At 64.3% G+C, this 20603-nt stretch carries 19 protein-coding genes; 14 read left to right on the top strand and 5 right to left on the bottom strand.

The window, feature by feature from the left end; translation table 11 throughout:
- Window positions 1-104: 104 nt before the first annotated feature.
- The 3 genes from ACTHNR_RS25735 to ACTHNR_RS25725 all read right to left on the bottom strand — a co-directional run bounded on the left by ACTHNR_RS25735 (window position 105) and on the right by ACTHNR_RS25725 (window position 4384).
- Window positions 105-1670, bottom strand: coding sequence for a methyl-accepting chemotaxis protein (locus ACTHNR_RS25735; RefSeq protein WP_440551484.1), 1566 nt, complete (start codon window positions 1668-1670; stop codon window positions 105-107).
- Window positions 1671-1690: 20 nt separating this feature from the next.
- The gene (locus ACTHNR_RS25730; protein ID WP_440551483.1) at window positions 1691-3064 is read right to left on the bottom strand and encodes an MFS transporter; all 1374 of its coding nucleotides are present in this window, start codon (window positions 3062-3064) and stop codon (window positions 1691-1693) included.
- 228 nt (window positions 3065-3292) lie between these two features.
- A complete protein-coding gene (locus ACTHNR_RS25725) occupies window positions 3293-4384 on the bottom strand; it encodes a porin (protein WP_440551481.1) in 1092 nt (363 codons plus the stop codon).
- A 293-nt stretch (window positions 4385-4677) separates the two neighbouring features.
- Here ACTHNR_RS25725 and ACTHNR_RS25720 point away from each other — a divergent pair, with 293 nt between their 5' ends.
- From ACTHNR_RS25720 to ACTHNR_RS25665, 12 genes are all read left to right on the top strand, one after another.
- Window positions 4678-5256, top strand: a complete 579-nt coding sequence (locus ACTHNR_RS25720; RefSeq protein ID WP_440551480.1) for a UbiX family flavin prenyltransferase — start codon at window positions 4678-4680, stop codon at window positions 5254-5256.
- Window positions 5257-5439: 183 nt separating this feature from the next.
- On the top strand, window positions 5440-6627 hold the full coding sequence (locus ACTHNR_RS25715) for an FAD-dependent monooxygenase (protein WP_440551479.1): 1188 nt from the start codon (window positions 5440-5442) through the stop codon (window positions 6625-6627).
- A gap of 48 nt (window positions 6628-6675) precedes the next feature.
- Window positions 6676-7209, top strand: a complete 534-nt coding sequence (locus tag ACTHNR_RS25710) for a VOC family protein (protein ID WP_440551477.1) — start codon at window positions 6676-6678, stop codon at window positions 7207-7209.
- Window positions 7206-8558 (top strand): fumarylacetoacetase, encoded by a 1353-nt coding sequence (gene fahA / locus ACTHNR_RS25705; protein ID WP_440551475.1) that lies wholly within the window; start codon window positions 7206-7208, stop codon window positions 8556-8558. The genes ACTHNR_RS25710 and fahA overlap by 4 nt, the downstream gene beginning before the upstream one ends.
- Window positions 8555-9322, top strand: coding sequence for an alpha/beta fold hydrolase (locus ACTHNR_RS25700; protein ID WP_440551474.1), 768 nt, complete (start codon window positions 8555-8557; stop codon window positions 9320-9322). Before fahA ends, ACTHNR_RS25700 begins: the two co-directional genes overlap by 4 nt.
- Before the next feature lie 49 nt (window positions 9323-9371).
- The gene (locus tag ACTHNR_RS25695; RefSeq protein ID WP_440551471.1) at window positions 9372-10190 is read left to right on the top strand and encodes an FAD binding domain-containing protein; all 819 of its coding nucleotides are present in this window, start codon (window positions 9372-9374) and stop codon (window positions 10188-10190) included.
- A 31-nt stretch (window positions 10191-10221) separates the two neighbouring features.
- Window positions 10222-10689 (top strand): SRPBCC family protein, encoded by a 468-nt coding sequence (locus ACTHNR_RS25690; protein WP_440551470.1) that lies wholly within the window; start codon window positions 10222-10224, stop codon window positions 10687-10689.
- Window positions 10690-10722: 33 nt separating this feature from the next.
- Window positions 10723-11250 carry a (2Fe-2S)-binding protein gene (locus tag ACTHNR_RS25685; RefSeq protein ID WP_440551468.1) on the top strand — a complete coding sequence of 176 codons (528 nt, stop codon included), beginning with the start codon at window positions 10723-10725 and terminating at the stop codon, window positions 11248-11250.
- Window positions 11247-13601 carry a xanthine dehydrogenase family protein molybdopterin-binding subunit gene (locus ACTHNR_RS25680; RefSeq protein ID WP_440551466.1) on the top strand — a complete coding sequence of 785 codons (2355 nt, stop codon included), beginning with the start codon at window positions 11247-11249 and terminating at the stop codon, window positions 13599-13601. Before ACTHNR_RS25685 ends, ACTHNR_RS25680 begins: the two co-directional genes overlap by 4 nt.
- Window positions 13598-14323: an enoyl-CoA hydratase/isomerase family protein gene (locus tag ACTHNR_RS25675; RefSeq protein ID WP_440551464.1), complete on the top strand. Its 726-nt coding sequence runs from the start codon at window positions 13598-13600 to the stop codon at window positions 14321-14323. The genes ACTHNR_RS25680 and ACTHNR_RS25675 overlap by 4 nt, the downstream gene beginning before the upstream one ends.
- Before the next feature lie 48 nt (window positions 14324-14371).
- Window positions 14372-15937, top strand: a complete 1566-nt coding sequence (locus ACTHNR_RS25670; protein ID WP_440551462.1) for a UbiD family decarboxylase — start codon at window positions 14372-14374, stop codon at window positions 15935-15937.
- A 144-nt stretch (window positions 15938-16081) separates the two neighbouring features.
- Complete coding sequence (locus tag ACTHNR_RS25665; RefSeq protein WP_440551460.1) at window positions 16082-17005, top strand: LysR family transcriptional regulator; 924 nt, start codon at window positions 16082-16084, stop codon at window positions 17003-17005.
- 51 nt (window positions 17006-17056) lie between these two features.
- Here the strand turns inward: ACTHNR_RS25665 and ACTHNR_RS25660 are convergent, their stop codons facing one another.
- Complete coding sequence (locus ACTHNR_RS25660; protein ID WP_440551458.1) at window positions 17057-18088, bottom strand: XdhC family protein; 1032 nt, start codon at window positions 18086-18088, stop codon at window positions 17057-17059.
- A 286-nt stretch (window positions 18089-18374) separates the two neighbouring features.
- On the opposite strand from ACTHNR_RS25660, the gene ACTHNR_RS25655 reads away from it, so the two are divergent.
- A complete protein-coding gene (locus tag ACTHNR_RS25655; RefSeq protein WP_440551556.1) occupies window positions 18375-18581 on the top strand; it encodes a type II toxin-antitoxin system VapB family antitoxin in 207 nt (68 codons plus the stop codon).
- On the top strand, window positions 18578-18958 hold the full coding sequence (locus ACTHNR_RS25650; protein WP_440551456.1) for a type II toxin-antitoxin system VapC family toxin: 381 nt from the start codon (window positions 18578-18580) through the stop codon (window positions 18956-18958). Before ACTHNR_RS25655 ends, ACTHNR_RS25650 begins: the two co-directional genes overlap by 4 nt.
- A 95-nt stretch (window positions 18959-19053) precedes the next feature.
- Here ACTHNR_RS25650 and ACTHNR_RS25645 read toward each other — a convergent pair whose 3' ends face one another.
- Window positions 19054-20547: a methyl-accepting chemotaxis protein gene (locus ACTHNR_RS25645; protein ID WP_440551455.1), complete on the bottom strand. Its 1494-nt coding sequence runs from the start codon at window positions 20545-20547 to the stop codon at window positions 19054-19056.
- Between the last annotated feature and the right edge of the window lie 56 nt (window positions 20548-20603).

The raw sequence follows: 20603 nt of genomic DNA, 5'->3' as shown, positions 1-20603 counted from the left end.
TCGACCGGAGTATTGGACGATCTTGCAGCAGACCGGCGGCGGGCCAATCGACTCGGCGCACGCCGCAACTCGATCCGCTGCAAAACACGATGCGGGATACGCCGTTACCCGCCGGCCGGTGAAACGCGAAAGCGCGCCACCTGCCTATCCAGTTCGCGCGATTGCTGATCGAGCGCCTGCGCGGCGGCGCTGGCCTGTTCAGTCAGCGCGGCATTCTGCTGCGTGATCGCGTCCATCAAATTGACGGCGGCATCGACCTGCTCGATACCGGCGCGCTGCTCCTCGGCGGACGAGACGATGCCGCCCATCATGTGGGCAAAGCGCCGTGCGGCATCGAGAATCCGCTCGATCGCTTGCGCGGCTTCGGCGACCATCGTCGTGCCGTCGGATGCCGCGCGCACCGCGTCGTTCACCAGTTCGCCGATCTCCTTCGCCGCCGTGGACGAATGCTGCGCAAGCGAGCGCACTTCGGCGGCAACCACGGCGAACCCTCGCCCGTGCGTGCCCGCGCGCGCCGCCTCCACCGCTGCGTTCAAAGCCAAGATATTGGTCTGAAACGCGATGCCTTCGATGATCCCGGTGATGTCCGCAATTCGGCGCGCGCTCGCATCGATGCGCGTCATGGTGTCGCTCACGCGCCCTATCGCTCCATTGCCGTCGTTCGCGGCCGCGGACGCTTCATCGGCGATCGCGTGCGCTTCCTGCGCGCGCGTCGCATTCTGACGGACGGTTTCGGTCAACTCTGTCGTGCTCGCGGCGGTTTCCTCCAGCGAGGCCGCTTGCTCTTCCGTGCGCGACGAAAGATCGAGCGTGCCGGCCGCGATCTCGGCGGTGGCGGCTCCTATCGATCGGCTGCTCGCTCGAACGGCCGTGACGGTGCGCGCGAGTTGAGACTGCATGTCGCGCAGCCCATCGAGCAGACGCCCCATTTCGTCGGCTTCTCCGTGGGTGATCTGGCGTTGCAAATCGCCGGCCGCGATCGCCTCGAAGTGCGCGAGCGCTTCGTTGAGCGGCGTCATGATCGCGCGCCGCAACGTGAGCCAGCTGAACCCGGCCGCGGCGACGCCAAACGCGATCATCGCCGCCGACACCGCCAGAAACCAATGAAAATAGCGCTCGGCAGCTTCGTAGCTGCGCTTTGCGTTCACGTAGAGCGTTCGCTTCAGCGCATCGTTCGCGCCGCTCATGGCGTTGAACAGCGGACTCAGCTGCACGGTACCGATGCGTTGCGCGGCATCGCGATCGCCCGCCTTCAGCGCATCGATGAACGCTTGCATGGCCTCGCGCATCGGTGCACGCTGCCGGCTTGCCGCTTCGATCAGCGGAACCTCGTCCCGCTCGTGCGGCTCATCGACGAAGGCGCGCCATTGTTCGTCCGATTGAACGAAGAACGCCCCGGCGCGCTCGATCTGGGCTCGAGCGTGCGGGCTCTCGGGCTGTGCCATCGCCCCGCCCAAGACGAGACGCGTGCGACCGATCAGCATCTCCGCATTGCCGATGTGCACGGCGGCCGTAAGCTTGTTTTGATACGTATCTTGGCTTGCGCGGTTCGCACGCCACGCGCCTACGAGACCGAGCACGCCGATGCCCGTCATCAGCGCCGCGAGCAATCCGATCGTCAGCGCGAGACGCGCCTGCAGCGATACGCTTTTTACACGCGCGGCGCGCATTTTGCTCTCGGGCGCCGGCGTCACGTCGATTCCGCGGCCGCTTCAGCCGCCGACACCGGAGTTCGCCGCTCGCCAAAGCGCGTGCGGTAGAGCAGTGCGAGCACCGTCGAGAACACGGCTGCAATCACGAACAGCAAAGAGGCGGCGTAAAAGAGTTGCACGATAGGCAAGTGCATCGCAAGGAGCACCCCTCCGATGACCGGCCCCGATACAGAGCCGATTTTTCCCACCGATATCGCGCTTCCCACGCCCGCGGAGCGGAACGAGGTGGGGTAGATCATGCCCGCCACCGCGTACAACCCGTATTGCGCGCCCACCACGCAAAATCCCGTGGCGAACACGGCCAGCATCAGCCAGCCTTGAGACGACCCGTGGCCGAGCATCGCCACGACCGGAAAGCCGATCGCCGGCAGCGAAATGATGGCGAGCACGCCGTGCTTGTCGACGAATCGGCAGAGAATCAAACCGCCCATCACGCCGCCCACCGAGAACATCATCGTAATGAGTCCCGCGCCGTGCGGGTCGATGCCCATGCCTTCCATCAAGATCGGCAGCCAGTTTTGCAGGAAGTAGAGCGCCATCGAGTTCACGATGAATACGATCCACAGCAGCGGCGTGATGGCGGCAAGGCCATCGGAGAAGATCAGCTTCAAGACGAAACGCTGCTTTTCGCGCACTTCGCCCGCGACGAATTGGGCGTCGGCCGGTATCGACAGTTCGGGACGCAAGCGTGTCACGAGACGGTGCAGCATGCGCGGGTCACGGCGCCGAATCGCGAGCAGTTTCGCCGATTCGGGCAGCGTGAAGCTCGCCAGCAGTGCGACGAGCAGCGAACCGCCGCCGCCCACGGCGAACATGACAGGCCAGCCGAACCGGTGAATGAGCGCCGACGACACCAGCCCGCCGGAGCCCGCGCCGATGGAGAAACCGGAGAACATCAGCGTGACCCAAGTCGCTCGCAGGCGCTTCGGCGCATATTCGGCAACGAGCGCAACCGCGTTCGGCACCACGCCGCCCATGCCGATACCGGCGAGAAAACGCAGCAGCATGAGTTGGTGCAGCGAGCTCGCCCATACCGAAGCGTAAGTCAGCACGCCGAAAAAGAAGCTGCCGGCCACGATCGCTTTCTTACGACCGAAACGGTCGCCGAGATAGCCGAAGATGAACGAGCCGATCAGCGTACCGAACAGACCCGCGCCGAATACCGGCCCGAAACCGCCGCGCGAGACGTGCCATGCCTTGACGATGGCCGGCGCCGCGAACGACACTGCCGTTTGATCGTAGCCGTCCATCAGCATGATCAGGAAACACCAGAACAGCAAGCCGACGGCGAAGCGTCCCGCCTTTTGCTCTTCCACCAGTGTCGCGATGTTGAAAGTCCGCTCTGCTTGCATGTATGTCCCGTTTACCCCATGGAAGAGCGCACCGCCGCCACGGGTCCGCGCTCGCTGTTGCTGCTCGCCGTCTCTCTGGGCGGCGCCACGACCGGAGCCACAATATAAAAGGCAGCCCCGCGCGGCTCAATCAAAAAATACCGATGAAGAGATAGAAATTCGTGAACAATCGGGCCGTGCCATCGCTGCTTGCGATCTCTCGTTGCACGCCCGAGGGCCCCCGTTTCGTCAGAACATATGATTCACGCCGATGCGTGCGACCGTCTGACTGCCGTCGGACGAAGGCTGGTAGCCGAATTGCGCGGCACGCGCACCCGCGCCAGAGGCGCGTTGTAGGCCGACGCCCGCATACACCTGTGTGCTTTTCGAAAGGTAATCGGTGAGAAACAGGTTGTACTGGTTGATTGCGAGCCCCTGGAACAACGAGTGATCCCACGATAGACCCAGCACGTAAAAGCCCTTTCCGAATAGGTCGATGTTCACGCCGGCCTGATAGTTGTTGAGCGTCGCCGAGCCCTGACTGTCTTCCAGCTTCACGCCCGAGTACGTCAGATGCGGCGTGAAATAGCCGATCTTGACGGAGCCGCCCGCGGCCAGCGTGCTGTAGCGGCTCGCGTTGAACATCGTGCCTTGCTTGAGCGGCTGGCCGAGCAGCGACCGCATGCTGAACGTGCCGAAGATGTCGGCCGTGCGGTTATGCGACATCGTGTAGGCAACGGCCACCCTGACCGGTCCGCTCATATACTGCACGCCCGCGCTGTACTGACGCCCAGCGCTGAAATTACCGGCCTGGCCGCCGAACGAATCCATCACGCCCGCTTGGATGCCGTGAAAGTCGATCGTTTCGTACTTCACCGAATTGTTCAACGCGTGCGTGTTCGCCAGGCCGTCCAGGTTGCCGGGCGTATAGAACGAAGAAATGCCGGGCACCGAATTGTTCATGCGGCCCACGTACTGATAGATATAGTCGTTGATGTTGCCTAAGCTCAGCGAGCCCCAACGATTGTTCGAGATCCCCACGTAGGCGTCGCGATTGAAGAAGCTAGTCGGGTTGATCTGCGCACCCGAGTTGGTCAGAAAACCCGCTTCGAGCCGCGCGAACACCGTATTGCCGCCGCCCAGCCCCTCCTTGATCAGCAGGCCCCACCGGTCAGGCTGGCGCTTGCCGGACGCTTCCTGAAACAGACGCTGGCCTTGCGAGTTCGATACGAAATCGAGGCCGACGTCGATGCTGCCATACAGCGTAACCGACGACTGAGCCCACACTGGTCCAGCCAAGATCGCGGCGCAAACGCCGACGAGCAGACGAGTTTTCAACACGTGTCTCCAATTTTTTTGCGTTCGCCGATCGCTCGCGGCGCCGGCTGCTTGCCTCGCGCTATCGCATCGGGCCGCTGCCCGACACCCCGCAGTTCGAAGCCCGACAGAGTTTAACCACTTCAATTCGCCTTTTGAATCGCGAATTGTTTATCAATCGATCGAACATTTCGAATACTCGATAAGGGTATATACCGATTAATCGGAATCATCTTCATAACGCGTTTGTAAGAATGAAACCGCGTGCTAACATCCGACGCATTCAAAACCGGTTGCCGGTTAAACGGAGAACCCCCATGCATTTGAGTGCAGTACCGCCCCGGCGAATGATCGTCGGTATCAGCGGTGCGTCAGGCGTCGTCTACGGTGTCCGATTGCTGCAATTGCTGCGGCAACTCGACATCGAGTCGCATCTTGTCATGAGCCGTTCCGCGCAAGTCACGCTCGCGCACGAATCGCAGTACAGCGTCGCCGACGTGCGCGCGCTCGCGGCCGTCAATTATCCGAACACGGACATCGGCGCAGCCATCTCGAGCGGGTCGTTCCCCGTTATGGGCATGATCGTCGCACCATGCTCGATCCGCACGCTGTCCGAGATTGCGACGGGCGTGACGAGCGGGCTGCTCTCGCGAGCGGCCGACGTCACGCTCAAGGAGCGTCGCCGGCTGGTTCTCATGGTGCGGGAAACCCCGCTGCATCTCGGTCATTTGCGCAGTATGACGAGCGTGACCGAAGCCGGCGCGATCGTTTATCCGCCGGTCCCGGCGTTCTACGCCAACCCGGAATCGCTCGACGCGATGGTCGACCATACGCTCGGGCGCGTGCTGGATCTGTTCGGCATCGAGTCCTCCGTCGTGCACCGCTGGGGCATGTGAAATTCAATGCCGCATTAATAAAATTCTCTGATAAGACGTTCAAATTCTTTTGCTTCTTTAGCGGCTGACGTTAATTTAAAGTGGCTTCGTTTCAAGGCGCGAACCCATTTACAAATTTTGTCGATGGATTGATCGATATCCTCGATGAAAGAAACGTCACAACGAAAGAGGTCGAAAGATCGAATGAAGATCGTCATAGCAGGGGCCGGGATCGGCGGACTGGCGGCAGGGGCCGCTTTGCTGAGAAAGGGCTTCGACGTCACCATCCTTGAACAGGCCAAGGCGCTAGGAGAAATCGGCGCCGGCGTGCAGCTGAGCCCCAACGCCACGCGCGTGCTGTATAGGATCGGGGTAGGCGAACGCCTGGAAGGCCTCGCATGCGAGCCCCCCGGCAAGCGCGTGCGCCTCTGGAACAGCGGTCAGACCTGGCCGCTCTTCGATCTCGGCGCGGCCTCCCGCGAAGTTTACGGTTTCCCGTATTTCACCGTGCATCGCGCCGACCTCCATCAAGCGCTGGTCGATTCGGTGTGCGCCTTGCGCCCCGACGCCATTCGGCTCGACCACAAAGTCGAATCGATCGCGCAAGCGAACGGCAAGGTCGAGGTGCAAACGGTCTCGGGCGCCACGTTCGAGGCGGACTTGCTGATCGGCGCGGACGGGGTGCACTCCCGTGTGCGTCGCGCGCTGTTCGGCGCGGACGAGCCCGTGTATTCCGGGGTGATGGCGTGGCGCGGCGTAATCGACGCCTCGAAGCTGCCCGATCACCTGCGCACACCTTTCGGCGTCAACTGGGTGGGCCCAGGGGCGCATGTGATCCACTACCCCCTGCGCGGGCACACGCTCGTCAACTTCGTCGGTGCGGTCGAGCGCGACGGCTGGCAAGTCGAATCTTGGTCGGAACGCGGCACGATCGAGGAGTGCCTCGCCGATTTCGCGGGCTGGCACGACGACGTGCGCGCGCTGATTTCCGCGATCGACGTGCCTTACAAATGGGCGCTCATGATCCGCGAGCCAATGACGCACTGGAGTTCCGGCAACGTCACGCTGCTGGGCGACGCCTGCCACCCCACGCTGCCGTTCCTCGCACAAGGCGCGGGCATGGCCCTCGAAGACGGTTATCTGATCGCGCGCTGCCTCGAACGCTACCCCGACGCGCTGCCGCGCGCGCTGGAACGCTATGAAGCGCTGCGTCTGGAGCGCACGTCGCGCATCGTGCGCGGGTCGGCGGCGAATACGAAGCGCTTTCACAATCCCGCGCTCGCGCACGCCGAAGGCGCGGCCGAATACGTCGAGCGCGAGTGGAGCGAGGAGCGCGTGAAGGAACGCTACAACTGGCTGTTCGAATACGACGTCGACTCCGTCGAGGTCTAGGCGTATCGCCTCGCACCGCCTCCCTCCCGCGCATCAAGGAGACATCGCATGCTTGAATCCCCACCGCCCGTGCTCGGTCTGCACCACTTCGCGTGGCGCTGCCGCAATGCAGAAGAGACCCGGCATTTTTATGAAGACGTTCTCGGCTTGCCGCTCGTTCATCTGATCCGTCTCGACCGCGTGCCGAGCACGGGCGAATTTTGCCCGTACGTGCACTTGTTCTTCGAGATGGCCGACGGTTCGAACATTGCGTTCTTCGATCTCGGCGACGATACCGCCGCCGAACCATCGCCGAATACGCCGTCGTGGGTCAATCACATTGCGCTGCGCCTAGGCACGCTGGACGAACTCGAAACGATGAAGCAGCGCCTCGTCGATCACGGCGTCGACGTCCTCGGCATAACCGATCATCACTTCGTACGTTCGATTTACTTCTTCGATCCGAACGGCTTTCGCGTCGAATTGACGGTGCCCGTCGCACCGGCGGAAACCCTCGCCGCGTATAAACACGAGGCGCACGCCGCGCTGCGAGCGTGGAATGCCGAACGACGCGCAGCCGCATCGGAGACGCCAGCCGCATGAGCGACCTCAACGTGACTCACGATCCGGCTCGCCGCAGCTGGATCGCATCGGCGAACGAACCGGGAGCGGATTTTCCGATTCAAAACCTGCCGCTCGGCGTCTTCGAACGCGACGGCGCGGCACATGCGGGCGTGGCCATCGGCGACCACGCAGTCGACCTCGCGGCGCTGCGAGACAGCGCTCTGCTCGTATCCGGCAGCGATGCCTGGCTCGCCTGCGACGCAGCCTGCGACGATACGCTCAATCGCCTCATGTCGATGCCGCCGCGCTATGCGAGCGCCCTGCGCGCGGCCCTGTCCGATCTGCTCAGAAGCGACGCGCCGCAACGCGCCGTGGTGCAGGAGCATGCCGGCGCCCTACTGCCGCGCATCGACACGCTCACCATGCGCCTGCCCTGCGACGTGGGCGACTTCACCGACTTTCTGACCTCGCTGCATCACACCGAACGCCACGGTCGTTACAAAGGTCTTGCCGATCCGCTGCCGCCCGCGTTCAAATCGCTGCCCATTGCCTATCACGGCCGCGCCTCGTCGCTGCGTGTGAGCGGAGGCGAGGTACGCCGGCCGAACGGGCAATATCGCAGCGCCGACGGCCGTATCGCATTCGGTCCCGCGCCCGCGCTCGATTTCGAACTCGAACTCGCCGCGTGGATCGGCGTCGGCAACGCGCTCGCGCAACCGATCGCCATCGACGACGCGCACGGACACATCTTCGGCTATTCGCTGCTCAACGACTGGTCCGCGAAGAGCATTCAGTGGTTCGAGCAAGTGCTCGGCCCTTTCCTGGGAAAGAGCTTTCATACGAGTGTGTCGCCGTGGATCGTCACGTCGGAAGCGCTTGCGCCATTTCGCAAAGCGCCCGTCGCCCGAGCGCCCAGCGATCCGCCGCTGATGGCGCATTTGCACGGAGCGCTCGACCAGCGCGAGGGCGGCTTGCATCTCGAGCTCTTTGCGCACTTGTCCACTGAAAAACTCGGCGCATCGGGCGCGGGCGCCGTGCAAATCACCCACACGCATCTCGACAATCTGTACTGGACGTTCGCGCAGATGGTCGCGCATCACACGAGCAATGGATGCAATCTGCGCACCGGCGATCTGCTGGGCAGCGGGACGATTTCAGGCGCCGACGATGCCGCGCGTGCCTGTCTTACCGAATTGACGAATGCGGGTCGCGATCCGCTTCGCCTGCCCGGCGGCGAAACGCGCATCGAACTGGAAGACGGCGACGAAATCGTGTTGCGCGCACGCGCATCGAAACCCGGCGCCGTATCCATCGGGTTCGGCGAATGTCGTGGACGCATTGCGCCGGCCCTTGCGCTGGCGCCGTGCCCGGCGGAGGTCACCGCATGACACCAACCCTTAATGGTTACGTACGGATCGGCCACGGCCCACGCAACGTGCTCGCGATGAACGGCTGGTTCGGCAGCGCCGAGGACTGGTGTGCACTCGTGCCGTGGCTCGACACCGAGGCGTTCACCTACGTGTTCTTCGACTATCGAGGCTATGGACGCTCGCGCGAGCGCGACGGCGCATTCTCGTTCGAGGAAGCCGCGCGGGACGTGGTGGCGCTCGCCGATCACCTTGGTTGGAAAACGTTCAGCCTGATCGGGCATTCGATGGGCGGCGTGGCGATCCAGCGCGTGCTGTTGTCGGCGCCGGAGCGCATCGAACGCATGGCGGCCGTATGCGCCGTGCCCGCGTGCGGCTCGCGCATGAACGACGCGCGCCTGACGGCGTTTCGCGCGGCCATCGATGACGAGCAGCGGCGCGCAGGCATCATTGCGTTCTCCACCGGCAACCGTCTCACGCCGCGTTTCGCCGCTCACCTCGCGCGCGAATCGCTGCGACTGTCGCGCGCGGATGCCTTCGCCGCGTATCTGCCGCATTGGGCCGCGAACGATTTCTCCGCGCTGGTCGAAGGCAACGCCACGCCGGTGAAGATCTGCATCGGCGAACACGATCCGACGATCACGGCCGATCTGATGGCCCGCACATGGCTCGCGTGGTATCCGCACGCAACGCTCGAAACGATTGCGAATGCGGGCCATTACCCGATGTACGAAGCGCCGGTCATGCTCGCGACGGCGCTGGAAAACTGGCTGACACAGCCCTGACGAACGCCGCGCGCGCCGCATCCGCACGAGCGCGACGGCAGGAGACATCATGTACGAGACCACCTATTTGCGGGCGCATACGCTCGACGACGCGCTCGCTTGGCTGCGCGAGCATGAGGACGCACGACCGCTTTCAGGCGGCATGACGCTGATCCCCACGCTCAAGCAACGGCTCGCCGCGCCTTCGCATTTGATCGACCTCACGCGGATCGAAGCGATGCGCGGCATCGCCGTCGATGGCGGCGTCTTGCGCGTCGGCGCGCTCACGAAGCACGCCGAAGTTGCCGCGTCGCCCGTGGTCGCCTCGGCTATTCCCGCGCTCGCGCAACTCGCCAATGTGATCGCCGACCCCCAAGTGCGCAATCGCGGCACGATGGGCGGCTCCGTCGCGAACAACGACCCCGCCGCCGATTACCCCAGCGCCGTTCTCGCACTGGGCGCGCACGTCGAGACTTCGCAACGCCGCATTGCCGCCGACGACTATTTCATCGACACGTTCGAAACAGCGCTCGAACCGGGCGAACTCGTCACCGGTTTCGCGTACCCGATCCCGCTGCGCGCGGCCTATGCAAAGTTGCGTCAACCCGCGTCGGGCTATGCCGTCGTCGGCGTATTCATCGCGCAGTTCGCCGATGCGATCCGCGTGGCGGTGACCGGCGCGGGTGCGTCCGTGTTCCGCTGGCTCGACGCCGAACGCGCGCTCGCGGCCGAGCTTTCCGAAGCGGCGCTCGACTCGTTGACGATGGATCCGGGCGTGCTTCCCGACGACGACAACGGTTCTTCCGCCTATCGCGCGCATCTGATCCAAACCTATACGCGCCGCGCCTTACGGACGCTGCTGGCGCAACCGCCGCGCGACCTCGCTTGACCGCGCATCAACGTTTTCAGGAGACGCAAAAATGGAGTTCACCGGATCGCAGACCATTGCCGCCACGCGAGAGCAAGTGTGGAAGGGCTTGAACGATGCCGCCGTGTTGCAGGCATGCGTGCCGGGCTGCGAAGAATTCGTCGCGCAAAACGAGGACGAGTACAAGGCCGTCGTGGTCGCCTCGGTCGGCCCCGTGAAAGCGCGCTTCAAGGGCACGCTGTTGCTCTCGGAGCGAGACGGTCCCAACGGCTACAAGATCGCGGGCTCCGGCGAAGGCGGCATCGCCGGTTTCGGCAAGATGACCGCCACCGTCACGTTGGCCGACGCGCAAGAAGGCGGCACGCTCCTCACCTACGTGGCGCAAGCTCAAGTGGGGGGCAAGCTCGCGCAAATCGGCTCGCGCCTCGTCACGTCGGTTGCGAACAAGCTGGCGGCCGAGTTCTTCAAGCGCTTCAACGCATTGATGAGCGCGGACGCGAACGCCGATGCGGCGAACTGAGCGAATAGGCATTCCGGCAAGAAGAGGTGAATCATGGCTGAAGTCCAATTGCGGGTGAACGGCGCCGACGTACGGCGCGAAGCGCCCGACCAAACGCTGCTGGTCGAGTTTCTGCGCGAAACGCTGCGCCTCACGGGTACGCACGTGGGCTGCGACACGAGCCAGTGCGGCGCGTGCACGGTGCATCTCGACGGCGTGTCGGTGAAGTCGTGCACGGTACTGGCCGCTCAAGCGAGCGGCGGCGCGGTCACGACGATCGAAGGGCTGCGCCACAGCGGCAATGAGAACGAGAACGAAAGCGCCCCGCTGCATCCTGTGCAAAACGCGTTCGTGCAGTGTCACGGCTTGCAGTGCGGCTTCTGCACGCCGGGCATGATCATGTCGGCGGCGTTCCATCTGCGCGACACACCGAGGCTCGACGACGCAAGCATCTGCCATGCGCTCGAAGGCAACATCTGCCGCTGTACGGGCTATGTGAACATCATCGAGGCGGTACGCCACGCAGCGCGCGAGATGTATCCGGCCCTCGCGGGGCAAGCGACGGAGGGCGTCGCGCCATGATCGGGCAACCGCTTCCGCGCCTGGAAGACCGGCGCTTCGTCACCGGCAACGGCCGCTACACCGACGATTTGCATGTCGAAGGGCAAGCTTACGCGGCCTTTCTGCGCTCGCCGCATGCCCATGCGGCGCTGCGCTCGGTCGACGTCACGGCCGCGCGCGAGGCGCCGGGCGTGATCGCCGTCCTGCTGGGCCGGGACTATCTCGACGACGGCTACCAGGGCATCGATCATATCCCCAACCCGATCGACGCCGTGGACGCCACGCAGAAGGCGTTTCTCACGTCGCTGACCGGCGAGATCTTCAATCAGCTGCACATTCCGTTGCCGATCGATCGCGTGCGCTACGTGGGCGAGCCGATCGCGATGGTGATCGCCGTAACGCCGCTCGCCGCGCGCAACGCCAGCGAAATGATCGACGTGGAGTACGACGTGCTCGACGCCGTGGTGAACGCGGCCGATGCGATGCAGGAAGGCGCGCCGCAACTATGGGACGGCGCGCCACGCAATCTTTGCTTTCAGACGGAGATCGGCGACCGGAAAGAAGCGCGCCGCATCATCGCGGGCGCACCGCTCGTGCTCACGCGCGAATTCCATCACAGCCGCGTGGTGAACTGCCAGATGGAACCGCGCGGCGCCATCGGCACATTCGACGAAACGAGCGGTGTCTATACGCTGATCTCGGGCAGCCAAGGCGCCGTGCGGCAAAAACTCTGCCTCGCCGCGGCGCTCAAGGTGCCACCCGCGCAAGTGCGTGTGGTGTGTCCCGACACGGGCGGCGGCTTCGGGCCGCGCTCGTTCGTCTATGTCGAGCAACTCGCGGTGATGTGGGCCGCGCGCCGCACAGGCCGACCGGTGAAGTGGACGAGCGACCGCAGCGAAGCGTTTCTCTCCGACTACCAGGGCCGCGACCAGATCGTGCGTGCGACCTTCGGCTTCGCGCGCGACGGGCGCATTCTCGCCATCGACAACGAATGGATCGGCAACGTCGGCAGCCACACCGTGTCGTATGTGCCGATGGCGAACGGCACGCGCATCATGACCACCGTTTACGACGTACCGGTGGCCGCCGTGCATATCAGCGCCGTGCTGACCAACACTGTGCCGACCGCGCCTTATCGAGGCGCCGGGCGGCCGGAGGCGACGCACGTCATCGAGCGCATGCTCGACCTTGCGGCGGCCCAATTGCAGATTGACCGCGCCGAGATTCGCCGCCGCAATTTGATCGCCCACGAAAAGCTGCCGTATCGCAGCGCGATGGGCCTGACCTACGACAGCGGTCAGTTCGAACGCAACATGGCGCGCGCGCTCGAACTCGCACAATGGGACAGCTTCGAGGCCCGCCGCGCGGCGTCGCGCGAGAAGGGACTGCTGCGCGGCATCGGCCTTGCGAACTACATCGAATCGCCCGTGGGTGCGCCGCGCGAGCGCATCGAATTGACCGTGCTTCCCGAGGGCCGCATCGACATCGTTTCGGGCACGCAATCCACGGGACAAGGCCATGAAACGACCTTCGCCCAAGTCGTCGCTCATCATCTGGGCGTGCCGATCGAAACGGTCGCGTTGCGCACGGGCGATACCGCGTTCGTGAGCGTGGGCGGCGGCAGTCACTCCGACCGCTCGATGCGGCTCGGCGGCATGCTGCTCGTCGAGGCGTCCTCGCGCATCGTCGCGCAGGCCAGGCGCGTGGCCGCCGAACGGCTCGGTGTGTCGCCCGAGCAATTGATCTTCGCGAACGGCGCCTTCTCGGATGCGGCTTCGTCGCGCTCGATCGACCTGTTCGAGATCGCGATGCACGTCGCGTGCGACGGTTTTCCGGGCGAGGCGACCACCCGAAAGCTATACGCCGAAGCGGAAGTGAGCGTGCGCGTGCCCGCGCATCCCACGGGCGCGGCGATCTGCGAATTGGAGGTGGATCCGGACACGGGCGTGGTCACGCTCGTGAACTACACGTCCGTGGACGATGTCGGCCAGCCGATCAACCCGCTCATCGTCGAAGGCCAAGTGCACGGCGGTCTCGCGCAAGGCATCGGCCAAGCGTTATCCGAAACCTGCTACGTCGACCGGGAATCGGGGCAGGTGCTGACCGGCTCTTACATGGACTACGGCATGCCGCGCGCGGGCGTGATTCCCACGCTCAATCTCGAACTGACCGAAGACCCCACGCACGGCAATCCGCTGCGCGTCAAAGGCGGCGGCGAAAGCGGCATCACGCCCGCCACGGCGACGATCTTCAATGCGCTCGCCGATGCGCTCCAGGCCTTCGGCGCCGACGAACTCGCCATGCCCGCCACGCCGAAAGTCGTCTGGGAATACATCCACCGCGACACGGCTCAATACAGGAGACTCCCATGACCCGCCCCTATGTGACGATCGAACGCCAAGGTCCGCTCATCGACATCGTGCTCGACCATCCGGAAAACGGCAACCTGATCGACGCGGCGATGAGCGAAGCCATCATCGCGGCCGTCACGGCGGTGGACGACGAGGTGAAGCTCGCGCGGATCCGCTCGAGCAGCACGGATTTCTGCAAGGGCCGTGTCTCGCCGATGCCGCCGAAAGATGCGAAGCCGAGCGCCGAAACACTGCGCCGCGTGGTGGCCGCTCCTCCCCTTGCGCTCTACGACGCTCTCAAGGCCGTACGTGTGCCGGTGGTGTCGGTCGTGCGCGGCGAAGCGCTCGGCGTGGGATGCGCGCTCGCAGGCGTGTGCGACATCGCGCTCGCATCCGAGGACGCCGTATTCCAGATCCCCGAGATGGAACGCGACATTCCGCCCGCGCTCGTCATGTCGGCCCTGACCGGCCGCGTGCCGGTGAAAACCATCGCACATATGGTCTTGAGCCGCCGCAAGCTGAGCGCGCACGAGGCGCTGCACGCCGGGCTCGTGAGCCGCGTCGTGCCCGCGGCCAGTTTGGACGCTGAAGCCGATGCGCTCGTGCAAACGCTGCTCGGCTGTAGCGCGGTCACGCTGCGCGCGGTCAAGCAGTTTCTGCATCTTGCGCCGGAAATGACCGGGACGGGCGCCAGCGGCTTCGCGGCGCACTTGGCTGCCACAGCGCTTTCCGCGCGTTTCTGACGAGCCCCCACCCCGCCTCGCCCCCATACCTGCACGAAGGAACCCAGAGTGAGACCCAAAACCGCTATTCCCTCCACCGCCGAAGGAGCAAGCACGCCCGATCTGGAGCGCTTCCGCCTGCGTCGCTTCCTCGAATCGCTCGACGACACCGAGCTCGAGCGCCACGAAGGCAGCGTGGACCTTGCCGACGTCGCGCAAATGATGGAAGGCAATCCTCGCGCGGTGTGGTTCGCGCGTCCGTCCGGCAGCGCGTTCTCGCTGGCGGGCAGTGTCGCCGCGAGCCGCTCGCGCCTGGCCAAAGCATTCGACACGACGCCGCAGCGGTTGCTCGACACCGTGCGTGAGCGCCTGCGCGTGAAAGGCAAGCTGGTGGAAGTGAGCCGCGAGCAAGCACCGGTGCAACAAGTCGTGCTGACCGGCGACGCGTGCGACTTCACCGCGTTGCCCGTGCACCTTCAGCACGACCTGGACGGCGCGCCCTATATCTCGGCGTCGATCGACTTCGCCGTCGATCCCGAAACGCTGTGGACCAACGTCGGCGTGCGCCGGCTGATGCTGCGCGGCAGGCACACGGCCGGCATCGACCTCGTCGCGCCGTCGGATCTGCGCGCGATCGCCATCGGTCATGCGAAGCGCGGTGAGCGCACGCCCATCGCGTTCGCGGTCGGTACGCATCCGATCGATCACGTGGGCGCGACCATGCGCATTCCGGCCGACGAACTGGAACTCGTCGCGGCCCTGCGCGGCGAAGCGATGGGCGTGGTCAAATGCGTGACGACCGATCTGCTCGTGCCTGCCGACGCGGAATTCATCCTCGAAGGTTATCTCGACGAACGCGGCCATGCCGAAGCGGAAGGCCCCTATGGCGAATTCCTCGGCTACTACGGCGGCGTGAAAACCAACCCCGTGTTCCACCTCACGGCTATCACGCACCGCCGCGACGCGGTATTCCAAACCTGCACGATCGGCGGCCGATCGATGGCCCGCACCGACACCGCGCAATTGGCTGCGCTGCGCACCGAGGTGACCGTATGGCGCGCGCTCGAAAGCGCCGTGCGCGAAGTCAAGGCGGTCTACGCCAATCCAGCCACGGGAGGCATGTTCAACGTTCGCGTGGCCATGCAGCAGCGGGTGCCTGGAGAAGCGCGCAACGCGATTGCAGCCGTGTTCGCCTCGCTCGCGAACGTCAAGCATGTGTTCGTCGTCGATCCCGACATCGACATCTTCTCCGACGAGCAGATGGACTGGGCGCTCGCCACACGCTTTCAGGCCGACCGCGATCTCGTGCTTCAGGACGGACTGCGTGCGATGCCGCTCGATCCGTCGCTGCTGGGTGCGAGAACGACCGGGAAAGCGGGCTTCGATCTCACGCTGCCGCTGCTGGCGCCTGGGGCCGAGCGCGATTTGGAACATCGGGTGCCGACGCCGCCCGCGTATCTCGGCACACGCTTCGAATCGCTTGAAGCGGCGCTCGAACACGGCGCGAAGCGCTTCGTTGAGCTGATGGCCGCGAACGGCAGCCGCGATGGCCGCGACGTGGTGCGTTGGCTCGAAGACATCGCACGTCAACGCACGATCGTGCGCGACGAAGAAGGTCGCTACGCGTTCGGCTAGTACTCGGCACGCGCGCGGCCGCCGCGCGCGCATCGATCATGCAGCGGCCGCTGCGGCAGACGGGATAGAATCGGGCGTGCTTCGGGCGCGGCATAGCTCGAATCACGCCCGCACTCGAGCCCGATCCCACGTAGAGCTTCGCCGATGAATCTGTCCCTAAAACAACTCAAGGTCTTCCTCGGCGTCGCCAACGCATCGAGCTTCACGAAAACCGCGCAGAGCATGCATTTGAGCCAGGCGGCGCTCTCCGCGATCATCCGCGAGCTCGAAACGCAGCTCAATTGCCGGCTGCTCGAACGCACGACGCGCACGGTGTCGCTCACGGACGCCGGGCGCGTGTTCTATCCCACGGCGATGGCGATCGTGGAAACGCTCGAAAAATCGGTGGTCGAACTCAACGAGCTCGGCCGTCAGAAGCAGTCCTCGCTTTTGCTCGGTTGCACGCCGATGATTGCGGCAAGCCTGATGCCGCCCGTGCTCACGCGCTTTGCGCAGGTGTATCCCGCTTCGCACATCGAACTCGTGGATCGCAATCCCCCCGAGCTGCTGCAAATGGTCGAGGAAGGACATCTCGATGCGGCATTCGGCGTGTTTTTCTCGCAGATTTCCGGCATCGACCGCGTGCCGCTCTTCCCTACGCGGCTCGTGGCCGTGTCGCGTGCCGACGAAGCCGCGCCCCCCCGCGGCGCGGGTATTCGCTGGACGGCGCTGGAAAATCAGCCGCTCATCACGCTGCCGAAGGACAACCCGTTGCAGCGGCTGATCGAGGCGACGCTCTCGAAGGAAGAAGTGACGGTGAGCCGGCGTATTGTCGTCGGACATCTGCAAACGGCGATCGCCATGGCGCAGGAGGGACTCGGCACCGCCGTCATGCCGCAGTTCTGCGAGCACACGTGCTACCGCTATCGCGTGCGCATCGACGCGCTGCGTCCCGAAGTACCGCTCTCGTTCTATCGCATCACGCGTACCGGCCGGGACACGATGAGCACGCTCGACGAGTTCACCCGGCTCTTCACCGCCGCGGCGAAGGAAGACCCGGCGGGCCTCGTCGATATCGACGCAGACTGAACCCTGGGCCGAGTTCGAGCGCGCACTTGTCGCCAAACACCGCGCGACGTTTCAAGCCAAGCAAAGAGAACCGGCCGAAGCCGCGATTTCGCGCGCCGCCTTTGCGCCTTCCACTTGCAGAATCGTCGGCAGCGATACGCCGTTCTTCGCGGCCGTCACTTCGGCAAGAATCGAAACGGCGATTTCGGGCGGCGTTCGACTGCCGATATAAATCCCGGCCGGCCCATGCAGCCGCGCCAGCTGCGCATCGGACAGGTCGAACTCGCGCAGACGCTCGCGTCTGGCCGCGTTGTTGCGCCGCGAGCCGAGCGCGCCGACGTAGAACGCCGGGGTCTTGAGCGCCTCCATCAAGGCCAGATCGTCGAGCTTCGGATCGTGCGTGAGCGCGATCACCGCACTGCGTCGGTCCAAGCGCATACCGAGTACCGTGTCGTCGGGCATCGTGCGCACGAGCGTCGTGCCGGGTATGTCCCACGCTTGCGTATAGTCCTCGCGCGGATCGCACACGGTCACGTGATAGTCGAGGCCCGTTGCGATTCGGCAAAGGTAGCTCGAGAGTTGTCCAGCGCCGATCACGAGCAAGCGGTATCTCGGGCCGTGGATGGTCACGAAACGCTCGCCGTCGAGTGTGACGCCTTCGGTTGCACGCGCGGTCGCAAGCGTGGCGGTACCGCTTGACATGTCGAGCGTGCGCGCGACCAGTTCGCCGGCCTCGATACGCGCGCACAACGTTGCAATACCCTGTGCGTCGTTCGCGCCATCGAGCGGTTCCAGCACGAGCTCGATGGTGCCGCCGCAAGGCAGACCGAAGCGGTGCGCCTCGTCGGCGTCGATGCCGTAACGTGCCACCTGCGGCCGTGTCCGCATCACGCCGTGCCGGCGCCCGCGCTCGATCAAGTCGTCTTCGATGCAGCCGCCGGATACCGAGCCTGTCACGGTGCCGTCGTCGCGCACCGCCAGCATCGAGCCTTCCGGCCGCGGCGAGGAGCCCCATGTTTTCACGACGGTCACGAGAAGCACACGGTGTCCCGCGCCGATCCAGCGCTGGCACGCGCGAAGCACTTCGAGGTTTACGCTGTCCATTCTCGGCTCTTGTAGCGCACGCGGCGCATGCCGGGCACAACACGGCCCGGCTTGTCGCAGCAGTGTAAACAAGGCCTTCGGCGCGGGGAATCAGCGATTTCTTATTGATTTATCGCGGCGGTCGATCAATGCGGGAAGGAGGATGCCACGCATTCGCACCCACAGGCCGTAGGGACTGAACCGCGGTCGAATGCGCCCGCGTCACATTTGACGCGCCAACGAACGTACGCTTGATTTGATGCTAACAATGATGCAGAATCGCATCTATTGCGATGCGGAGGGCAACATGCGGACGACTGTAACGATTGACGACGCCTTGTACGAGAAGGCGTTGGAAATGGCCGACCCCAACATGGACAAGGCGGAGATATTCCGCGAAGCAATTAAAACGTTCGTGCGGGTGCAAGCGGCTAAGCGACTAGCAGCCTTAGGCGGTACGATGCCGGACATTCAGGATGTGCCGCGTCGTCGTGAAGGGGTCGGCTCGCAATGAGTGTGCTCATCGACACTTCGGTTTGGATCGGGCACTTTCGGGAGCGCAATGAGGCGCTCATCGACTTGATCGCTTTCGACTTGGCGCTGAATCACCCCATGGTCCTGGTGGAACTGGCCTGCGGAACCCCTCCTGCTCCGCGCGCCCGAACGCTTGGCGATATCGGGCTCTTGCAGCCGGCCAATCAAGCGAGCCTCAGCGAGACCGCCGCGTTCATCGAGCGGGAAAAGCTCTACGGACTCGGCTGCGGACTGGTAGACATGGCGCTACTCGCTTCGACGCTAATCACGCCGGGGGCAACGCTGTGGACGCTGGATCGGCGTTTGGCCGATTTGTCGGCCCGCCTTGGCGTGGCCTATAACCCCAAGCTTCACTAAGGAAACGCCACCCCTATCGATTCCGGCGAATGAAGTATTCGCGCGTCAGCCCCGACTAAATGGACCGCTGGTTTGGCTGTAGCGTTGCAAGCGACTCAAATATCGAACAGCGACAAGGCCTGCGTCACCCCCGTGGCCCGCTGACGCATCGCCTCGGAGATCGCAGCAACCGAATCGACCAGCGCTGAATTCTGTTGTGTCGTGACGTCGATCGCCGTAATCGCCTCTTCGATCTGCGCCATGCCGTGGCTTTGTTCTGCGCACGCATCCTTGATCTCCCCGATCAAACGGCTGACGACCGCCACCGCCGCCTGCGTTTCTCGCATTCTGGCCGTAGCTTGCTCCGCCGCTCCCCGGCCCTCCCGCGCCAGATCCAGGCTACGGCCAGCAAGAACGCGAATTTGGCTGGCGGCAGCCGCGCTTCGTTGCGCCAGCGCCCGGACCTCGGATGCGACAACCGCGAAACTGCGTCCGCTAGGCCCCGCACGGGCCGCTTCAACCGCGGCGTTCAGCGCGAGGATATTCGTTTGAAACGCGAGCGCGTCGATGACGCTAACGATGTTCTCGCTTTCCGAACTCGATGCATCGATCTTGCGCATGATCTCGATCAAGCGCTCCACGGTCTCGCCTCCGGCGCGGGTGGCCAGTATCGACTCGCGCGCGAGCCTATCGGCCTCGGCCGAAGACTCGGAGTTGTTGAATATGCTCGCGTTGAGTTGCTCAACGCTCGCCGCCGTGTTCTGAACACTGCTGACTTGCTCTTCGGTCCTCACGGATAGATCTTGGTTTCCAGCGGCAAGCGTTTCTGTGCCCGACGCTACTTGTGTGACGCCGTCACGCACATCGGCGACCGCGGTCCGCAGATTCAGGATCGCCTGATTGAGCAGCATCAACACGTCGCCTAGCTCGCCATCGCCCGGTATGCTGGGCGCCGTGTCCAGTTGCCCCGCGGCCAGACCAACGGCCACCCGCGTAACCTTTTGCAGCGGACGATGAATCAGCCTCATCAATACCAAACCGCCGCCCCCGAAAACCGGCAGCAAAGCGGCGGACACGATGTCCAACGAGATGTTCCACGACGAAACAACGCATGCTGCGAGGGAAGCCAAGTACAGGCAGCACACGATGCTCGCGATTCTCCCACGTAAGCTCGCGCGACATATCCAGCCCGGTGCGCCGGACCATCGTCGCTTCGTGATTTTTCCGGCGCGTATCGACCAGCCGGCTTGGCCGGCATCGATCATGCGATACGCCTGCGCCGCCTGAGCGCTTTGCGTGGGTTCGATGGGTTCAATAAGCGCGATGGCCCGCTTGCCGCCGCGGCCAGGCATAAGGTTGGAGCGCGCCCACAAAACGTCGCCGGTCGCCGTTCGATAGGGCAGCGATCCGATCCAGGGGCGATTTGCACGCACCGTCCGTTGAATATCACGCAGCACCGCCGCGGGTATGTCCGCAAGTAGCGACGACGCGGCCGCGCCGCGCAACGAATCGCGCGTCCATCCGAGCGCGTCGACGAAAGCGTCGTTCACGTACTCCACCAAGCCATCGAGCGTCACCATGACGAGCGGACGGCGTGCATTTAGCGTCATATCGATTTATCTGCTTACACAAAAAAAGCTCGCCCAGCACGGCGCAGTGCGTTCTC

This window comes from Trinickia sp., assembly GCF_051954495.1.
Classification (GTDB): domain Bacteria; phylum Pseudomonadota; class Gammaproteobacteria; order Burkholderiales; family Burkholderiaceae; genus Trinickia.
This window is presented reverse-complemented; position numbering and strand designations above follow the sequence as displayed.